This is a genomic window from Corynebacterium sp. LaCa117, from assembly GCF_046717765.1.
Classification (GTDB): domain Bacteria; phylum Actinomycetota; class Actinomycetes; order Mycobacteriales; family Mycobacteriaceae; genus Corynebacterium; species Corynebacterium kefirresidentii.
In genome coordinates this window covers 930,468-946,834 of record NZ_CP177102.1, presented here as the reverse complement: position 1 = coordinate 946,834, position 16,367 = coordinate 930,468, and the positions used below count along the sequence as shown (strand labels likewise).

Here is a 16,367-nt window from a genome sequence, read left to right as displayed (position 1 = left end):
GGCTGGGCAATTATTTTTAGGTGGCAGCTAGCGCGCTACTGCTTGACGACGGTAGCGCTAACCCCCTTCACCACCTCATGCGCGTCGGCACCATCGAGCGCCTCGGTGGTCACTTGGAAATCGGTCGCGAGCACTTCACCGGCGATATGGTCGGCGTGACGCTCGGCCCATGCCTTTTTCTCCTCCGGTACGGAAAGTACGGCCGCGATGCGATCCGAGACCTCGAACCCAGAAGCCTTGCGGGCATCCTGGAGGCCACGGATAACGTCCGCCGCCCAGCCTTCGGCCTCGAGCTCTTCGGTCACCTGGGTATCGAGTACCACAAGGCCGTCGAGGCCTTCGATACGCGCGGTCGACTTCGGGTTCGCCGCCTGCAGGCGCTCGGTGTACTCATCCGGACCAAGCACGATATCGCCGTCAACTACTACCTCATCGCCGCGGCGCTCATAGTTGCCCGCCTTGAGGTTCTTGATGGCGCGCTGCACGTCCTTACCCAGGCGCGGACCAGCGACCTTGGCGTTGCAGACTACCTGGAAGGTGCCCACCGAATCGACGTCATCGGTAAGCTCAACTTCCTTAACGTTGACCTCGTCGCGAATGATATCGGCAAAGTCCGCCAAACGCTGTGCCCTTTCAAGAGCCACCGTCAGCTTCGGCAGCGGCAACCGGTTGCGCAGTTTATTGGCCTTGCGCACCGACGATGCCGCCGAGGCCACCGCACGGGTCGCATCCATCGCAGACACCAGATCTGCATCGGCTGGGTAATCCGCGGCCTGCGGGAAATCCGCCAAGTGGACGGAACGCTCGCCGGTTAGCCCGCGGTAGATAACTTCCGCCACGTGCGGCAAAAGTGGCGCGACCACGCGAGTCACGGTTTCCAACACGGTGTACAAGGTATTGAAAGCCTCAGGGTGGGCATCTTCGCCTTCCCAGAAACGCTCGCGCGAGCGACGTACGTACCAGTTGGTCAAAACGTCTGCGAACAGGCGCACCTCTTCGGTTGCCGTAGCGATATCGGTATCGGCAAGCGCTGCGTCTACATTGGCCACGACATCGTGGGTCTTGGCCAAGATATAGCGGTCCAAAACATGCGTGGAGCTGGTGTCGAACTTGGCTTCCTTTTCCGCGTAGAGCTGCAGGAACGTATAGGCGTTCCAAATAGGCAAAATAGCCTGGCGCACGCCCTCGCGGATGCCCTGCTCGGTCACGATGAGGTTGCCACCGCGCAGGATAGGCGAAGACATCAGGAACCAGCGCATGGCATCCGAACCGTCGCGGTCAAAGACTTCATTGACGTTTGGATAATTGCCCTTGGACTTGGACATCTTGAGGCCATCGTTGCCTAGCACGATGCCGTGGGCTACGACCTTCTTATACGCCGGACGATCAAACAGCGCGGTGGACAACGCGTGCATCACATAGAACCAGCCACGCGTTTGACCGGAGTACTCCACGATGAAGTCAGACGGCGAGTGGGTTTCAAACCACTCTTTATTCTCGAAGGGGTAGTGCTTCTGCGCGAACGGCATCGAGCCGGACTCGAACCAGCAGTCCAATACGTCCGGCACGCGGCGCATCATAGACTTGCCGGTCGGATCGTCCGGATTCGGGCGCACCAACTCGTCGATGTGCGGGCGGTGCAGGGACTCCGGGCGGACGCCGAAGTCACGCTCCAGCTCATCCAAGGAGCCGTAGACATCCATGCGTGGGTAATTGTCATCATCGGACATCCACACCGGGATAGGCGCACCCCAGTAGCGCGTACGCGAGATATTCCAGTCGCGCGCACCCTCGAGCCACTTGCCAAACTGACCGTCCCGAATGTGCTCCGGCAGCCACTCGATCTCATTGTGGTTGAGCTCCACCATGCGATCGCGGAACTCGGTTACCTTCACGAACCAAGCTGGCAGAGCCATGTAGATAAGCGGCTCACCCGAGCGCCACGAATGCGGGTAGGAGTGTTCGATGGTCACGTGCCGCACCACTCGCCCAGCAGCCTTCAAGTCCTTGATGATGCCCTTATTGGCATCAAAAACCAGCTGTCCCTCATACGGCGGTACCTGCGAGGTGAACTTGCCGTCCTCGTCCACTGGGATAACCAGCTCGATATCGTACTGGTTAGTGGTATTCATATCGTCTTCACCAAACGCCGGAGCCTGGTGAACCACGCCGGTGCCATCCTCGGTGGTGACGTAATCAGCAACCAATACTTGATATGCATTGCGCAAATCCGGGAAAAAACCAAAGATCGGCTCATAGGTAAAGCCCTCGAGCTGCGCGCCGGTAAAGGTCTCCAGTACCTCGGCCTCACCTAGTTCCTTTTCCAAGGTAGCCAGCAGGTTTTCCGCCATGATGAAGGTACGGCCAGCGAAATCACCCTCGGTGGCTTTAAAGAGCACGTAGGTAACCTGCGGGTGAACCGCCAAAGCCTCATTAGAAGGCAAGGTCCAGGGGGTGGTGGTCCAGGCGAGAAAGGAGGCGTCGGCAATCGCGGGGTGCTCCGCCAGCGTCTTTTCTGCCGCGCTTCCCTCACGAGCGCCCTCCACAGGGAAGGTAACCGTCAGGGTCGGATCCTGGCGCATCTTATAGGAATCATCCAGTCGGGTCTCCTGGTTGGATAGAGAAGTATGCTCTGCCCAAGAGTAAGGAAGGACGCGGAATCCCTTGTAGATCAGGCCTTTGTCATAAAGCTCCTTGAACGCCCACATGACCGATTCCATGTAGTTGATGTCCATGGTCTTGTAGCCGTTATCAAAATCCACCCAGCGGGCCTGGCGGTTGACGTAATCTTCCCACTCATCGGTGTATTCCAACACGGACTTAGCGCAGTATTCATTGAACTTTTCCAAGCCCATGTCCTCGATCTGCGCTTTATCAGTAATACCCAGCTGCTTTTCCGCTTCCAGCTCGGCGGGCAGACCGTGGGTATCCCAGCCGAAGACACGAGGCACGTAGTTGCCTGCCATGGTGCGATAGCGCGGAACGATATCTTTTACATAACCGGTCAACAGGTGACCATAGTGCGGCAAACCATTAGCAAAGGGAGGGCCATCATAGAAGATGTATTCTGGGCAATCCTTTGTCTTTTCTAGCGAAGCCTGGAAGGTATCATCCTGCTTCCAGTACTTCTGAACTTCCTCCTCCATATCCGGGAAGCGACTTGAGCCTCCGGTCATATCAACCTTGGGGTAAATCTTTTTCGCCATTACAATCCTTCACTCATCACTCGGTGCAGGGACGCGCCTGTCAGGCTCGCGGTACCACCCTGCTTGAGCCAGAAGGCTCCGCTTCGTTTCGGTGAAGGAGTTGACGGTCCCACCCGTTCAGTTCTACTAGGCCGCACTGGCTGTTCTTCTGAATTGCTCCCCGGTGATGGCCGGATCACTGCATGTAGCACAAAGTATAGCGCCCCAGAATCTTCGTGCACAATAAGTTATCCACAGGCTAAAAATTTTCCCTTGTGGGGGCTTGCGCGGGGCAATAAATTGTGAGTCGTGAACGCGCTAGATACTTACCTCGCAGCCATGGCACCTGGGATGGACATCGTCCTTGGGTGCGCAGGCATGTCTGAGGACGACCTCTGTGCGCGGGGCGCTGCCGAAAAGACTGCCCGCGAGCTGGCCTTGTTAAAGGAAGCATACTGCGGCTCGACCAAGTTCACGGGGAAACGTCGCCGCGCTATCGAAGGCGCCCAGCACAATGGGCATTCCATTGTTGCCTTATCCATCATAGAAAAGTATGCGCGGAAAATGCCTACGCTTTTCGACGCCTGGGTTCTCCGCGAACAACTCTGCACCACCAAGGCCACAGCAGGGGCGCTGGAGAAGCTGGCTCAGTCCAAAGTCCCGAAGAAAAAGCGCACTGTGAAACCGGGCGTGCGCATCATCCGACGCAAAGATGCTCCGTGGACGCTTGCGATCGATGGCTCGTCTTCGTTTATCGCGGATTTGCACGCAGCGGTAGAAAACCAGAATAAAAAGCCGCTAGATGTGGTGGAAGATACCTTCTTCGGGGACGATAGCGCGCAACGGAGCACCGTAGTAACCAATGTCATCGTGCGGCTGGAAGATTACGTACGCATCGTCAACGGTGACGGTGAGGAAATCACCCTGCAGATGACAAACGGGGCAACGCTTTCGGGTGCGCAATACTTGCGCCGCACGTTAAAGGAACATGGACTCATCACGCTAGTCAGCCCCTACGAAGGCGCGGTAAACCTGTATCGCACGGAGCGCTTCGCCAATGCTAAGCAGCGATTGATGGCGGGTGCAGAAAATCCTGTGTGCCCGTGGCCGCGGTGCGCTAAGCCCGCCGACGAATGCCAAATTCACCATTTAGAACCCTGGCTACACGGTGGATTGACCAATATCGCAAACTTATCCACAGCCTGCGCCTACCACAATGGAGCCAACGATGACGATCCCAATGCCCCACCGCTACGCGGGCGACTTAGCCGCACGAATGGACAGATTCGGTGGCAGCCCCCTGACTGCTAAGACAAGACCGCGAAATAAGGCGCCTCGAGCGCCTTTTTGGCGTGCCATTTTAGTTCTCGCGTAAAGCCTCGCGCAAGGAATCTTGCTCAAGGTGTTGTGCTGCCCGGGCTTTATCGCTGCGATGCTTATGCGCCCAATCCAGAATAAAGCACACCAGACCGAGGCCAGCGGCAGCGAAGACGATATACAGCGACCAGTCGGCACCCGAGATGACGAAATTGACCAAGGCTACGAATGCCACGAGGGCGAGAACTAAGGCGGCAACAAGCACGATGGTTCCTTTCGGTCAGGGCGGGATAGGGCACGACGGTCTAAAACAACAATAGCGCCCCCGCGGCGGTGGCGGGGACGCTAAAGAGAACGCGGTGGCTTAGTTATTGCCAGCTTCGCCGTTCGGTGCGGCGGTGCCGCGAGTAGCCAGCTCTTCCAGCTGAGACTCGAGCAGGGTCTTCAGGCGAGTGCGGTACTCGCGTTCGAAGGTGCGCAGCTCGGAGATACGAGCCTCCAGTGCGGTCTGCTGCTGCTTGACCGTGTTCATAACCTCGGTGTGCTTGCGCTCAGCATCGGCCTGCAAGGAAGCAGCCTTCTCCTCAGCCTGACGGATTTGTGCCTCAGCACGGGAGGACGCATCGGACTCGGTCTGCTTTGCCTTAGCCTCGGCGTCAGACACCAGCTTCTTGGAGCGGGAATCCGCGTCCTGCAGCTGGGCATCGTACTTCTTCTGGGCGTCGGCAAGCTGCGCCTTGGAACGAGAGTCTGCGTCGGTCAGCTGCTTCTCGGCGGCGGTGCGTGCCTCCGACAGCATGGACTCGGACTCCGCACGAGCCTCGGAGGTCAGGCGGTCTGCCATCTCCTGTGCCAGACCCAGAACGCGAGCGGCCTGCATGTGGGTTTCTGGGGTAGCCAGACCATCTGCAGTCTGAGCTGCACCAGCGCCTGCAAGGCCTGCAGCTGCAACGCCGGCCTTGGAAGAACCAGCTGCGGAAGCGGACTTCTTCAGCTCATCATTTTCCTTCTTGGAAGCCTCAAGGTCCTTCTTTGCCTGCGCAGCCTCCGCACGAGCTGCCTCAGCTTCCCTCTTTGCCTGTGCTGCCTCATCGCGGGCGGCCTTCAGGTCTGCAGAAGCGGAAGCGGCGGCAGAGCCGGTCTCCTGTGCCTTGGAAGCCTCAGCTTGGGCTGCCTTTACCTGCTCGCGTGCCTTCTTGGTTTCTTCCTTAGCACGGGACAGCTCGGACTTGGAGTCCGCCAGCTTGGTTTCGTACTCGGCGCGCAGCTTGGCCTCAATCTCCTTGCGCAGTGCAGCCTCATCGGTACGAGCGGAGGCTGCCGTTGCGGTACCAGCAGCACCGGCGCCAGCGCCCGCCTTGGCCTGAGAATTGAGATCGCTGACCTGTGCCTGTAGATCTTCGTTCTCATCCTGCAGCTGGGCAAGCGCATCCTCTACGAGGTCGAGGAACTGATCCACCTCGTCTTCGTTGTAGCCGCGCTTGCCAATGGGCGGCTTGCTGAACGCGACGTTGTGAACATCAGCTGGTGACAGTGGCATGTCTTCTCTTCCCCTTCAGGTTGATACAACCCCGGAGGTTCCAGGGCCTTAGGAGCTGCGGTTCAGGTCTAACTAAACCTTCCCCACAAAGGTACATGTGGTTCATAATACGGGTTATCGCGATTTATCGTAACCAAACGACCACAATAATCGACGCCCCGCCGAGTCTCAACGTTTACCACAGGTTGCGAGGCGACGGGGGCGCTAACCGAAAAATACGATTTGCAAGATTCGTGTAAGTATCGAAAGCAAAATAAATAGCACGAGCACCGATACGTCGAGGGCCACCCCGCCCATCTGGAGCGGCGGGATCAAACGGCGCAGCGCCTTTACCGGCGGATCCGTAATTACAAACAGTGGCTCCGCCACAACCATAAACCAACGTGGCGGGTTAAACTGCCGCGAGAAGGATTGAATCATCTCAATGATGATGCGAGCGATGAGAACCCACGTATAAATCCGCACGAGCAGGATAAGAATAATTCCGAGTTGTGTCACAATAACCGAGCCTATCTAATAGACCCCCGCAGGTGCCCAATCGGCACCCCACGGGGGTCAAGAAAAACTTACTGCTTTAGCGCAGGCCAGCGGCGCGCTCGAGCTCGTGCCTAGCGATGTCCGCAGACTTCGGCACGATAGAAAAGACCTTGCGCTCGGTATCCAATCCCTTGGTGAGGTTAAGCATGCGCCCTTCCAAGCCGAAGCAGAGACCGGCAGCGAAGTCGATGAAGCGCTTTGCGGTGGCCTTGTCGGCGTCGGTAAGTTCAAAGACCACTGCGTCGCCGTCGCGGAAAGGCTCGCCCACCTTGGCGGCGTCATTGAAAGACGTCAGCGAAATAGCCACGATGGTCGGCACAAACTCTTCTTTCACCGGAGCAGTCTCATAAGACTGCGGAGCACGGCGCGGGGCGTAGGCGGAGGAGGCATTTTCGGAATAACGCGGCTCCTCGCTGTAGTAGGCATCGTCTTCTTCGATGTCCACCGGGCCCAGCCCGAAGAAATCCTTCGTCTTATCAATGAATGACATTTTTGGGTCTCCCTCTGACCTAAATTTGTACAAGTCTAAACGCGCAAAATGTGTCTAGTGTGACTCATGTGATTCACGCTGTGAAATGCGCTTTTGCAATGCTTTCAACCTACTGGCCGCGGCCCCATGATACTGGTTCCGACACGCACGATATCGCTGCCCGCAGCAATTGCTTCGGCCATGTCCGCGCTCATTCCAGCAGACAATTTCAGCGGGCGCTTCAACGCGGCAGATAGCCGGTCGACCTCATCGCGCACACCGCGAAAGACCTCGCCCGCATCGGCGTCGAGGGGCGGGACTACCATGAGGCCAGCGAAGTCGAGGTGTTCACTTCCTTCTACTGCTTCGACGAGCTCGTCGAGCGCGTGGCGAGAAACGCCTCCGCGAGCGTCATCGCCATCGGCAGACACTTGGACAAAGACCGGCAGGTCGCTCTCGCGTTCCCCTCGTTCCTTTGCCGAGGCGACGCCCCGTTCCAAAGCTTGGGCGAGTTTGAGGGAATCAAGCGAATGAACGCTGGCCGCCCAACGAGCCACGTGATTGGCCTTTTTGGTCTGGATCTGGCCGATCATATGGAAGCGCAGCTGTGGCAGTTCAGCCGCTTTGGCGCGAGCTTCTTGCTCCCGATTTTCGGCAACGTCACTAACCCCGAGTTCAGCCAGTAGGGCGATATCCGCAGCTGGATGAAACTTCGTCACCGGCAGTAGCTGCGGGGGCTTGCGGTCTGCTTGTGCAGATAGCCGTTCAATTTCGGCTCGAGTAGCGGCGAGATTTTCTCGAAGCTGTGCTTTACGGTCTGCCATTAGTTAGCCTCCAACCAGATCAGCCCGGCCTGGCGGCCGGTCGTGCCTTCGCGGCGATAGGAAAAGAAGTCTTCGTCTTCAATTGTGCAGCGCGGATCGGATTCAATCGCGGTGATGCCGAGGCCCATGAGCTGGCGGATCAAACCTGCGCGAACGTCAATTCCCCAGGTTCCTTTCGACGTCCGCGTCTGCGAACCGGGCAGCCGACGTTCCACATCCTCAGCCATCTCTTTCGGCACCTCGTAGTTTTTGCCGGAGGCAGCTGGTCCCATAACCACCTGGATGCGCTCGGGCTGAGCGCCGAGTTTCTCCATTTCGCGCACGGTATTGACGATGATGCCGTTGCGGGCGCCCAAGCGGCCAGCGTGGGCGGCGGCGATGACACCAGCGGCGACGTCGACAAGCAGAACCGGCGTGCAATCTGCAACAAGGACTCCCAGCCCAAGGCGGCGCTGCGTGGTGACAATCGCGTCGGTGGCTGGCACAGGTTCATCCTGTGGACCATCGATAACGGTGACTGTATTGGTGTGTAGTTGTTCCATCCACACGATATCGTCCACGCCGGTCACGCGCTTTAAGCGGTCGCGGTTTGCGACAACCGCGGCGGGGTCATCGCCGACATGGTGCCCTAGGTTAAAAGAGTCATATGGAATAGCAGACGCCCCGCCGGCACGGCTGGTAAAGACCATGCGGACGGGGCGTTTGGTGCGATGTTCCTCGTTTACTGGCATGCACACCAGCGTAGCGCTTTGCGCTTAGCGCATGAAGGAAGGCACGTCCAGATCGTCGTCGCCATCATCATCGCGGCGCTGGGATGGGCGAGACAGACGGTAGTCATCGCGACGCTCCTCGCGGGAGAAACGGTCAGAGTTGGTGAACAGACCGGTAGATTCTGGGCGGCGCTCCTCGGCAGGGCGCTCTGGGGTGTAGCGCTCCCGCTCCTGGCCGGCACGCGGCTCGTAGGAGTGGCGCGGGGAGTAGTCATCTTGTACCGGCTCGGCCACACCAGGCTGTGCCGGAGCCGGGGTGACGGGCTCTGCGGCCGCGCGCTGGCGATTATCAAAAAGGGACCCCGGCTTGCGCTGTTCCTGCTGCTTCTGCGGTTGTGGAGCAGCCTGGGTCATATTGGCCTCGGCGTCAAAGCCGGTGGCAATGATGGTGATACGGATTTCATCACCCAAGGTGTCATCGATGATGGTACCGAAGATGAGGTTGACGTCTTCGTCAGCGCGCTCCTCCACCATGGAAGCCGCGGCATTAACCTCGTGCAGGCCAAGGTCGGAGCCGCCGGCGATGGACAACAGCACGCCCTTGGCGCCTTCCATCGTCGATTCCAATAGCGGGGAATTAATGGCCTGCTCGGCAGCGGTCATGGCGCGATTATCGCCGCGGGCAGACCCGATGCCCATCAGGGCAGAGCCGGCGTCGGACATGACGGAGCGGACGTCGGCAAAGTCGACGTTGATCATGCCGGGGATGGTGATCAGATTGGTAATACCCTGCACACCATTGTGCAGCACCTCATCGGCGGCGCGGAAAGCCTCGACAATGGAAAGCTCTTCCCCACCGAGCTGCATCAGGCGGTCGTTCGGGATAACGATAAGCGTGTCGCATACCTCACGCAGCTCTTCGATGCCGGCCATAGCCTGGCGGGTACGGCGTGCTCCCTCGAACTTGAATGGGCGGGTGACAACACCCACGGTCAGCGCACCCATCTTCTTCGCGATGGATGCTACAACCGGAGCGGCACCGGTACCGGTACCGCCGCCTTCGCCGGCAGTCACGAAGACCATATCGGACCCCTGCAGGGCGTCTTCAATTTCGGACTTGTGATCTTCTGCGGAGGTCTTGCCCACCTCAGGGTTAGCGCCGGCACCGAGGCCACGGGTGGCCTCGCGGCCGATGTCCAGCTTGGTATCGGCATCAGAGAAGATGAGGGCCTGAGAGTCAGTGTTGATGGCGACGAACTGAACGCCCTTGAGGCCTTCTTCGATCATGCGGTTGACGGCGTTGACGCCGCCACCGCCGACGCCGACGACCTTGATATCCGCGAGATTGTTATTGGAAGAGATCATGTGAGTTGGTCTCACCTTTCGCTACTTTAAGTCTGCACGTGCATTAAACGAGGAATGTAATGCGGTCCGCCGAAGGCGAATCGCGTTCCTTTCCATCTTTAACGACAGCCGTGTAATTTTCACGCACATTTTGCGCGTGTCGAGACCCTCAAGTTGCACTTTAGGGTTGTTCACCTGCGGTTTTGTTAGTCACACCCGCACCATCCGCCCCACATTGGTGCCAGAGAAAAAGGCCCCTGCAGCGCACGCGCTTAAGCGGCGCTGCAGGGGCCACAGAAGGGTAAAAAAATGCGTACGGGGGGCACCCGTCCCCTATCCGCGGGTGGTGACCAACTCAGGGTTGGAAATATTCCACTCGCGACCTTCCATCTTCAACACGGTGGCAAAGGCACGCGCCTTGTCATCATCATTGGAGTCGCTCGCGCCCCAAAAGACGCGGCGGCCATCCTTAGTGGTAAAGATGAGCGAGTATTCATCGGCCACATCAAGGGTTCCTACTTGGTTGCGCACATCATCCGATAACGCAGCGATCGCGCGCACCGCGTCTTGGGTTTGGCGGGAGCCGCTATCAACAGAACCAGTGACTTCAACCGCGCCGGCGGGAGGCTCCGCGGAGGTAAATTCCTCGCCCTTATCATCAATCAGGAAAGGCTTATTATCGCGCTTTACAAAAGCCACAGCCTTGTGTTCGTCCACATTGATAGTCAAGGTGGAGGGAAAATCGCGCGAGACAGTTACCGAATCAACCCACTCCAATCCAGCAACACCGGAGGCTGCCTTGCCAGCATCTACGCGCAGGAGGTTTTCTCCTTCGGCAACCCCAGCGGCCTCCTCTACCTGCGCGGCATCAAGCTGCTGGGTACCTTCCACCTGAAAATGGCGGACCTTTAAGATGGGCACCGTCCATACTACGGCGGCAATGATCAAGGCTACGACAACGACAGCTGCACTGATCCCGGCAATGAGCTTGGTGGATACGCGCACTAGCTCGCCCGCAATTCATCGAGAATTTCTGCCGCGACCATAGTTACCGAGCCAGCACCGATGGTTAACACGACATCGCCAGGTTCTACGAGCGAAACAACGTCGCGGGCAGCGGCAGAAAAATCTGGTTCGAAGACGACCTGCATGTCGCTTGGCATCTTATCGGTAATGATGCGGGAGGTAATTCCCTCCACGGGTTGTTCGCGCGCGCCGTAAATGTCGAGGACTACGGCGGCGTCGGCAAGCGAGAGCGCTTGGGCAAACTCGGCGTCAAATTCCATGGTGCGCGAGTACAGGTGCGGCTGGAAGCAGGCGATGACACGCCCGCCGTGGCCTTCGGCCTCAACCTTTGCCCGGGCGGCGCGCAGAACTGCAGCAACCTCGGTGGGATGGTGCGCATAGTCATCAAAGACGCGCACGGGCTTGCCCTGCTTGTCGACGCTCCCCCGGTACTCAAAGCGCCGGCGCACACCGCTAAAATCAGCCAATCCCTCAGCAATGGCAGCCGGGGCGCCACCGGAGAGCACACCAGCCAACAAGGCGCCCATCGAGTTAAGCACCATGTGGTGTCCCGGGATCTGCAGCTCGTAGCGCACAGTTTCAGAGATGCCAGGAAGGTTAACCTTTACGGTGGTGTCCATCCCCTCAGCGGTGGTCTCCTCGCGTTCCAGCTCAGCGGCCAGCGGCACGGTAGAGGTAAAAGACTTGTCCGCTGTGCCATAGGCCACGACGTTGATACCGCGCTCCTGCGCACGCTCGCCTGCTTGGGCGGCGTGCTCATCCTCGGCGCAGACAACAAGATAGCCGGTATCTGGGGTGACCAGGCTAGCAAAGTCATCGAAGACCTTGAAGTAAGCCTCCTCGCTGTGGAAGAAGTCGAGGTGATCGGGCTCGATGGTCGTAAGCACCGCAACATCGGGGCTGTAGCGCAGCAGGGAGGCATCGGATTCATCCGCCTCGGCGACAAAGGCCTCACCGGTGCCGCCGTGGGCGTTGGTGCCCGCGCGATTGAGCTGGCCGCCGATGGCAAAGGAAGGATCGAGACCTGCGTGTTGCATCGCACTCACGGTCATCGACGTAGTGGACGTTTTGCCGTGCGTGCCGGCTAGCAATACCTGCTTGTGGCCTTCCATCAATGCGGCGAGCAAATCGGAGCGGCGGATGACGGGGATATCGTTTTCCTGCGCGGCTACTAGCTCCGGATTGTCTTGCGGAATGGCAGCGAAGGAAGTCACCACGACGGTCGGCAGTTCACCCGATAGGCGCAGGTTTTCGGCAGCGTGCCCGATGGCGACCTTCGCGCCCATGGTGCGCAGCACCTCCACCGGGGTGGAGTCTTTTACATCGGAACCGGTAACCACGGCGCCGCGCGTAGCAAGAATTCGCGCCAGCCCCGACATGCCAGAGCCACCAATGCCGATAAGGTGAACGCGGCGGAGATCGTAGTGTGCGGGATCAGTCATTTACTTTTCCTTCCTTCCGGCGGCGGTTTCAGCCTCGGACACGCGGGCAGCGATGCGGTCTGCGATGGTATTGGCCACGTCGCCGGCGCTGGCATGGGCGGCGGCATGCGTCATTGATGCTAGACGTTTAGGGTCATCGAGAATGCCGCGCACCTCAGAGATAAGACGCTCAGGGGTCAGCTCCGCATCGGGAATCTGGATGGCAGCGCCCGCCTCGACCACTTCACGGGAATTGAGCGCTTGTTCACCGTTACCATGCGGCAACGGCACGTAAATCGCTGGCAGCCCTGCGGCAGATACTTCGGCAACGGTCATAGCACCGGAGCGGCATACGACGAGATCGGCTACCGCAAGGGCCGAGCCCATATCCTCGATATACGGCAAAGCAGCGTAGTTCGGATGTGCTGCGGGCTCGTCATTCTTCTTGCCATAAGCATGCAGGAGCTGAAAGTCCTTGGCTAGGTCTTCCACTGCCCCAGCAACCGCGCGGTTGATGCTGGCTGCGCCTTGGGAGCCGCCGGTAATGAGGACGGTGGGGAGCTCGGCCAAGTTCCACTTGGTGCGCGCGCCTGCAGCAAGGGTCCCGTCCGGGTCCTCCGCCAAGCTCGGGCGCACGGGGATGCCCACGACCTCACCCGACATTCCGGACTCTGGGTGGGCGTTGAGGCCGATGCCGCCCATTTTCACGCCGAGTTTATTGGCGATTCCGGCTAAGGCATTGGTTTCCAAAACGTAGAACGGAATCCCGAGGGAACGCGCAGCAATATAGGCTGGGCCGGCCACGTAGCCGCCGGTGCCAAAGACAACGTCTGCTTCGACGTCCTTGAGTACCTGCTTGGCCTCCCTCACCGCGCGGGAGAGGTTAAACGGTAGCTTGAAAAGCTGCGCGTTGATTTTGCGCGGAATCGGCACGGGGGTAATCAGTTTAAGGTCCACGCCTCGGGCGGGAATGATATCGCGCTCAAGGCCCTTTTCGGTACCGAGAGCGGTGATGCGAGCGCCGTGGCGCTCACGCAAAGCTTCGCCCACGGCAAGGGCGGGTTCAATGTGTCCGGCAGTGCCGCCACCAGCAATGACGACGGAAATAGGCGTGGAATTCATAGCCTAAAGGCTACCAGCGCCACCTATCGATAGCGGCGCTCGGCGCGCGGATAGCGGCGGCCGCTTCCAGTCACCGGGCGACCAAATTGCTCTTCGCGCACACGGGAGCGCGGCTCCTGCGGGCGGGCGTGACGCCCCCGCTGCTTCTTTTTCGGCTTAGATACCGGCTGCGGCTCGCCGATGAAAAAGAGGCGATCAAAAAACGGGCGGCCAAAGTTCTGCATTGCGGAAATCTGCATCGGCTCGTGGCGCGCTACATTGCACAGCACGCCCATCGAACCGATGGTGATAATCGCCGCGGTACCGCCGGCGGAGATCATGGGCAGCTGAATACCGGTCACTGGCAACAGGCCAATGACATAGCCAATATTGACGAAGGCCTGGGTAACCACACCGATGGTCAACGAGGCGGCGAGCAAAGATTGGAACTGATTCTGTGCCCGCATCGCGGTGCGCAGGCCCACATACCCTAAAGCGGCAAAGAGGAAGATAACGAGCGCGCCGCCCCACCAGCCAAGCTCCTCGCCCACGATGGCGTAAATAAAGTCATTCTTCGCCTCTGGCAGGTAGAACCACTTGGCGCGGGATTGGCCGATGCCAACGCCCCAGAAGCCGCCGTCGGCAAGCGAGAGGAAGCCCTGGTAAGACTGGAAACCAGTGCCTTGAGTATCGGAGATATTGCCCAACAAGGCGTCGAAATAGGTGTGGAAGCGATTCGAGCGGAAACCACCTTTCAAGAAAATCCCGATCAACCCCAAGACCGCGGCAACGCCAATCGTTGCGGGGACTCTCCAGTCAACGCCGGCGAAAATGAGGGTAAAGACCACCACGATGGCGAAGGACAACGCCATGCCCATGTCCCCTTGACCGACGATAAGCAAAAACATTCCTGCAGAAATAAAGGAATACATCATGAAGGGGTCAGAAAGCTTCATGGATTTGTGTTCCTTGTCAGCCAGGACGCTCGCACCAAACATGCCTACGGCAATGCGCGCGAGTTCCGAAGGCTGCAAGGAAAACGGACCGAGGTAAATCCACGACTGCGAACCCACCTCTTCACGGCCGGTGCCTACACCGGGGATAAGCACCGCAATGAGCAAAATAATAGAAAGGCCCACAATCCACGGCACGCATTTGCGCAACGTATGTGGCGAGACCTGCAGGCCCAGCCAAAAGGCAAGGAGACCAAAAAACACCATGACGCACTGCCGTAGCGCCTGGTTCCACACGCCGCCGTCCTCGGTCAATGACGTGGCCATTGAAGAGGAAAAGACCATGAGCACACCAATGCCCACGAGCGTGAAAATGATAAAGCGCAACAGCTGATAATCCAGGCCGGCCTGCTGGCGGGCTTGCTCGCGCAGCTCACGAACGCGGTCGCCAAAGCTCTTGGAGCGCGGGCGCTGCTGGGAGGTGGCCGTCATATGTTCTCCTGATCTTCAATATCTAGCTCTAGTCGCGGGTGAGCTCCCGCGCGGCTGCGGCAAAGAAGTCACCGCGTTGAGCCATGCCGGTATACATATCCAACGATGCCGCAGCCGGTGCCAAAAGGACGGTATCCCCGGCTTCGGCGTGTTGCAGTGCAGCATCCACCGCTGCATTCATGGCCGCGGCAGGCTCGTTGCTTTCGATAACGTCTACCGGTGCATGTGGTGCGTGTTCGGCCAGTGCCTGGGCGATTTCTTGCCTATCCGCGCCGAGAACTACCGCGGCCTTGATCTGGGCGGCGTGCTTGGCGACGAGCCCGTCTACCTCCGCCCCCTTCAACTGCCCGCCGGCAATCCATACAACGGAATTGAGCCCTTTTAGCGCCGCATCCGCTGCGTGTGGGTTGGTGGCCTTGGAGTTATCGATGAAACTGATGCCGGAATACTCATGAATCACAGCGCCACGGTGCCCGGCGACGGTATACGCTGCCAGCCCCTGCGCGATGGAGCGCGGGCTAGCGCCTGCCAAGCGCGCGACGCTTGCTGCGGCCGCAGCGTCCAAGACTCCTGCCAAGCCAGCGGGCTCGATACCCTCGGCGGAAGCGAGGTCCTCCCGCTCCTGGGTGAGCCGGGAGACAAGGCGGCCGGCGCTTACTCCCACCTCTCCCTCTGCAGGTTCAGCGGCGGTAAAGCCGTATAGATTAGCTGTATTCTCGGCGTAGCGCACCGCCGCGGCATCGTCCTTACCCACGACGGCGGCCTGGCCGTCGAGCACCTTGGCTTTGGCCTGCGCATAAGCGTCGAACGAGCCATGCCAATCGAGGTGGTCTTCTGCCAAGTTCAACAGCACGCCCACATCTGGGCGCAACTGGCTAGACCAGTGCAGCTGGAAAGAAGAAAGCTCGGCACAAAGGACGTCGACGCGAGGGGTGGCGGTGAGGGCGTCGAAAAGCGAAACGCCAATATTGCCCACCGCCAGTGCGCGCTTGCCGGTGCGCTCGGCATCGGCCTGCATAATCTGGGCCAACATTCCGGTGGTGGTGGTTTTGCCGTTGGTTCCGGTGACCACTAGCCAGGTGCGCGGTGCCCCGAAGACGCCGGATCGGTCCAAGCGATAGGCAAGCTCCACATCGCCGATCACCTCTACCCCAGCGTTCTGAAAAGCAACCAACAAAGGCGAATCGGGACGCCAGCCGGGCGAGGTAATCACGAGGTCAAACTCGCTTTGGGCGGCGGAGTCAACGGAAACCGTAGCTACGCCGTAGTCCTCCGCCAACGCCTCTAGAGCAGCTTCGTTGGAATCTGCCACGGTAGTATCCACGCCGAGTCTGGTGAGCATAGCGACGCAACCGCGCCCGGATACTCCCGCCCCAGCCACGAGCACGCGACCGCGCAAGGAGGATGGCAACTCGGTCATCTGTTTTCCTCTTTCCTCGATAAAGCTA

At 59.2% G+C, this 16,367-nt stretch carries 14 protein-coding genes; 1 reads left to right on the top strand and 13 read right to left on the bottom strand.

The window, feature by feature from the left end; genetic code table 11:
- Positions 1-35 precede the first annotated feature (35 nt).
- Positions 36-3,206 carry an isoleucine--tRNA ligase gene (gene ileS / locus ACLI1L_RS04770; RefSeq protein ID WP_411708210.1) on the bottom strand — a complete coding sequence of 1,057 codons (3,171 nt, stop codon included), beginning with the start codon at positions 3,204-3,206 and terminating at the stop codon, positions 36-38.
- Positions 3,207-3,494: 288 nt separating this feature from the next.
- Between ileS and ACLI1L_RS04765 the strand changes: the two genes are divergently transcribed.
- Positions 3,495-4,496, top strand: coding sequence for an HNH endonuclease signature motif containing protein (locus tag ACLI1L_RS04765; RefSeq protein ID WP_411708209.1), 1,002 nt, complete (start codon positions 3,495-3,497; stop codon positions 4,494-4,496).
- Between the two features lie 49 nt (positions 4,497-4,545).
- On the opposite strand, the gene ACLI1L_RS04760 is transcribed toward ACLI1L_RS04765, so the two are convergent.
- The 12 genes from ACLI1L_RS04760 to murD all read right to left on the bottom strand — a co-directional run bounded on the left by ACLI1L_RS04760 (position 4,546) and on the right by murD (position 16,339).
- Positions 4,546-4,767, bottom strand: a complete 222-nt coding sequence (locus tag ACLI1L_RS04760; protein ID WP_023021211.1) for a hypothetical protein — start codon at positions 4,765-4,767, stop codon at positions 4,546-4,548.
- A gap of 99 nt (positions 4,768-4,866) precedes the next feature.
- Positions 4,867-6,042, bottom strand: a complete 1,176-nt coding sequence (locus ACLI1L_RS04755) for a DivIVA domain-containing protein (RefSeq protein WP_317001146.1) — start codon at positions 6,040-6,042, stop codon at positions 4,867-4,869.
- A gap of 204 nt (positions 6,043-6,246) precedes the next feature.
- A complete protein-coding gene (locus tag ACLI1L_RS04750; protein ID WP_023021209.1) occupies positions 6,247-6,540 on the bottom strand; it encodes a YggT family protein in 294 nt (97 codons plus the stop codon).
- Between the two features lie 76 nt (positions 6,541-6,616).
- The gene (locus tag ACLI1L_RS04745; RefSeq protein ID WP_086587398.1) at positions 6,617-7,069 is read right to left on the bottom strand and encodes a cell division protein SepF; all 453 of its coding nucleotides are present in this window, start codon (positions 7,067-7,069) and stop codon (positions 6,617-6,619) included.
- Positions 7,070-7,173: 104 nt separating this feature from the next.
- The gene (locus ACLI1L_RS04740; RefSeq protein WP_394285905.1) at positions 7,174-7,872 is read right to left on the bottom strand and encodes a YggS family pyridoxal phosphate-dependent enzyme; all 699 of its coding nucleotides are present in this window, start codon (positions 7,870-7,872) and stop codon (positions 7,174-7,176) included.
- Complete coding sequence (pgeF, locus tag ACLI1L_RS04735; RefSeq protein ID WP_411708208.1) at positions 7,872-8,603, bottom strand: peptidoglycan editing factor PgeF; 732 nt, start codon at positions 8,601-8,603, stop codon at positions 7,872-7,874. The genes ACLI1L_RS04740 and pgeF overlap by 1 nt, the downstream gene beginning before the upstream one ends.
- Positions 8,604-8,627: 24 nt before the next feature.
- Entirely contained in the window at positions 8,628-9,947 is a 1,320-nt protein-coding gene (gene ftsZ / locus ACLI1L_RS04730) for a cell division protein FtsZ (RefSeq protein WP_086587395.1), read from the bottom strand.
- A 312-nt stretch (positions 9,948-10,259) separates the two neighbouring features.
- Entirely contained in the window at positions 10,260-10,931 is a 672-nt protein-coding gene (locus tag ACLI1L_RS04725; RefSeq protein WP_394286087.1) for a cell division protein FtsQ/DivIB, read from the bottom strand.
- On the bottom strand, positions 10,931-12,394 hold the full coding sequence (murC, locus tag ACLI1L_RS04720) for a UDP-N-acetylmuramate--L-alanine ligase (RefSeq protein ID WP_411708207.1): 1,464 nt from the start codon (positions 12,392-12,394) through the stop codon (positions 10,931-10,933). Before murC ends, ACLI1L_RS04725 begins: the two co-directional genes overlap by 1 nt.
- On the bottom strand, positions 12,395-13,495 hold the full coding sequence (murG, locus tag ACLI1L_RS04715) for an undecaprenyldiphospho-muramoylpentapeptide beta-N-acetylglucosaminyltransferase (RefSeq protein ID WP_411708206.1): 1,101 nt from the start codon (positions 13,493-13,495) through the stop codon (positions 12,395-12,397). It lies immediately after the preceding gene.
- 23 nt (positions 13,496-13,518) lie between these two features.
- Entirely contained in the window at positions 13,519-14,919 is a 1,401-nt protein-coding gene (locus ACLI1L_RS04710) for an FtsW/RodA/SpoVE family cell cycle protein (protein WP_023021201.1), read from the bottom strand.
- Positions 14,920-14,947: 28 nt separating this feature from the next.
- Positions 14,948-16,339, bottom strand: coding sequence for a UDP-N-acetylmuramoyl-L-alanine--D-glutamate ligase (gene murD / locus ACLI1L_RS04705; protein WP_411708205.1), 1,392 nt, complete (start codon positions 16,337-16,339; stop codon positions 14,948-14,950).
- Positions 16,340-16,367 lie beyond the last annotated feature (28 nt).

Excerpts from the sequence above, each read along its gene's own strand:
- ACLI1L_RS04710 (WP_023021201.1), bottom strand. The coding sequence starts at position 14,919 with ATGACGGCCACCTCCCAGCAGCGCCCGCGCTCCAAGAGCTTTGGCGAC.
- ACLI1L_RS04745 (WP_086587398.1), bottom strand. The coding sequence starts at position 7,069 with ATGTCATTCATTGATAAGACGAAGGATTTCTTCGGGCTGGGCCCGGTG.
- ftsZ (WP_086587395.1), bottom strand. The coding sequence starts at position 9,947 with ATGATCTCTTCCAATAACAATCTCGCGGATATCAAGGTCGTCGGCGTC.
- murG (WP_411708206.1), bottom strand. The coding sequence starts at position 13,495 with ATGAATTCCACGCCTATTTCCGTCGTCATTGCTGGTGGCGGCACTGCC.
- ACLI1L_RS04755 (WP_317001146.1), bottom strand. The coding sequence starts at position 6,042 with ATGCCACTGTCACCAGCTGATGTTCACAACGTCGCGTTCAGCAAGCCG.
- ileS (WP_411708210.1), bottom strand. The coding sequence starts at position 3,206 with ATGGCGAAAAAGATTTACCCCAAGGTTGATATGACCGGAGGCTCAAGT.
- pgeF (WP_411708208.1), bottom strand. The coding sequence starts at position 8,603 with ATGCCAGTAAACGAGGAACATCGCACCAAACGCCCCGTCCGCATGGTC.
- ACLI1L_RS04740 (WP_394285905.1), bottom strand. The coding sequence starts at position 7,872 with ATGGCAGACCGTAAAGCACAGCTTCGAGAAAATCTCGCCGCTACTCGA.
- murC (WP_411708207.1), bottom strand. The coding sequence starts at position 12,394 with ATGACTGATCCCGCACACTACGATCTCCGCCGCGTTCACCTTATCGGC.
- murD (WP_411708205.1), bottom strand. The coding sequence starts at position 16,339 with ATGACCGAGTTGCCATCCTCCTTGCGCGGTCGCGTGCTCGTGGCTGGG.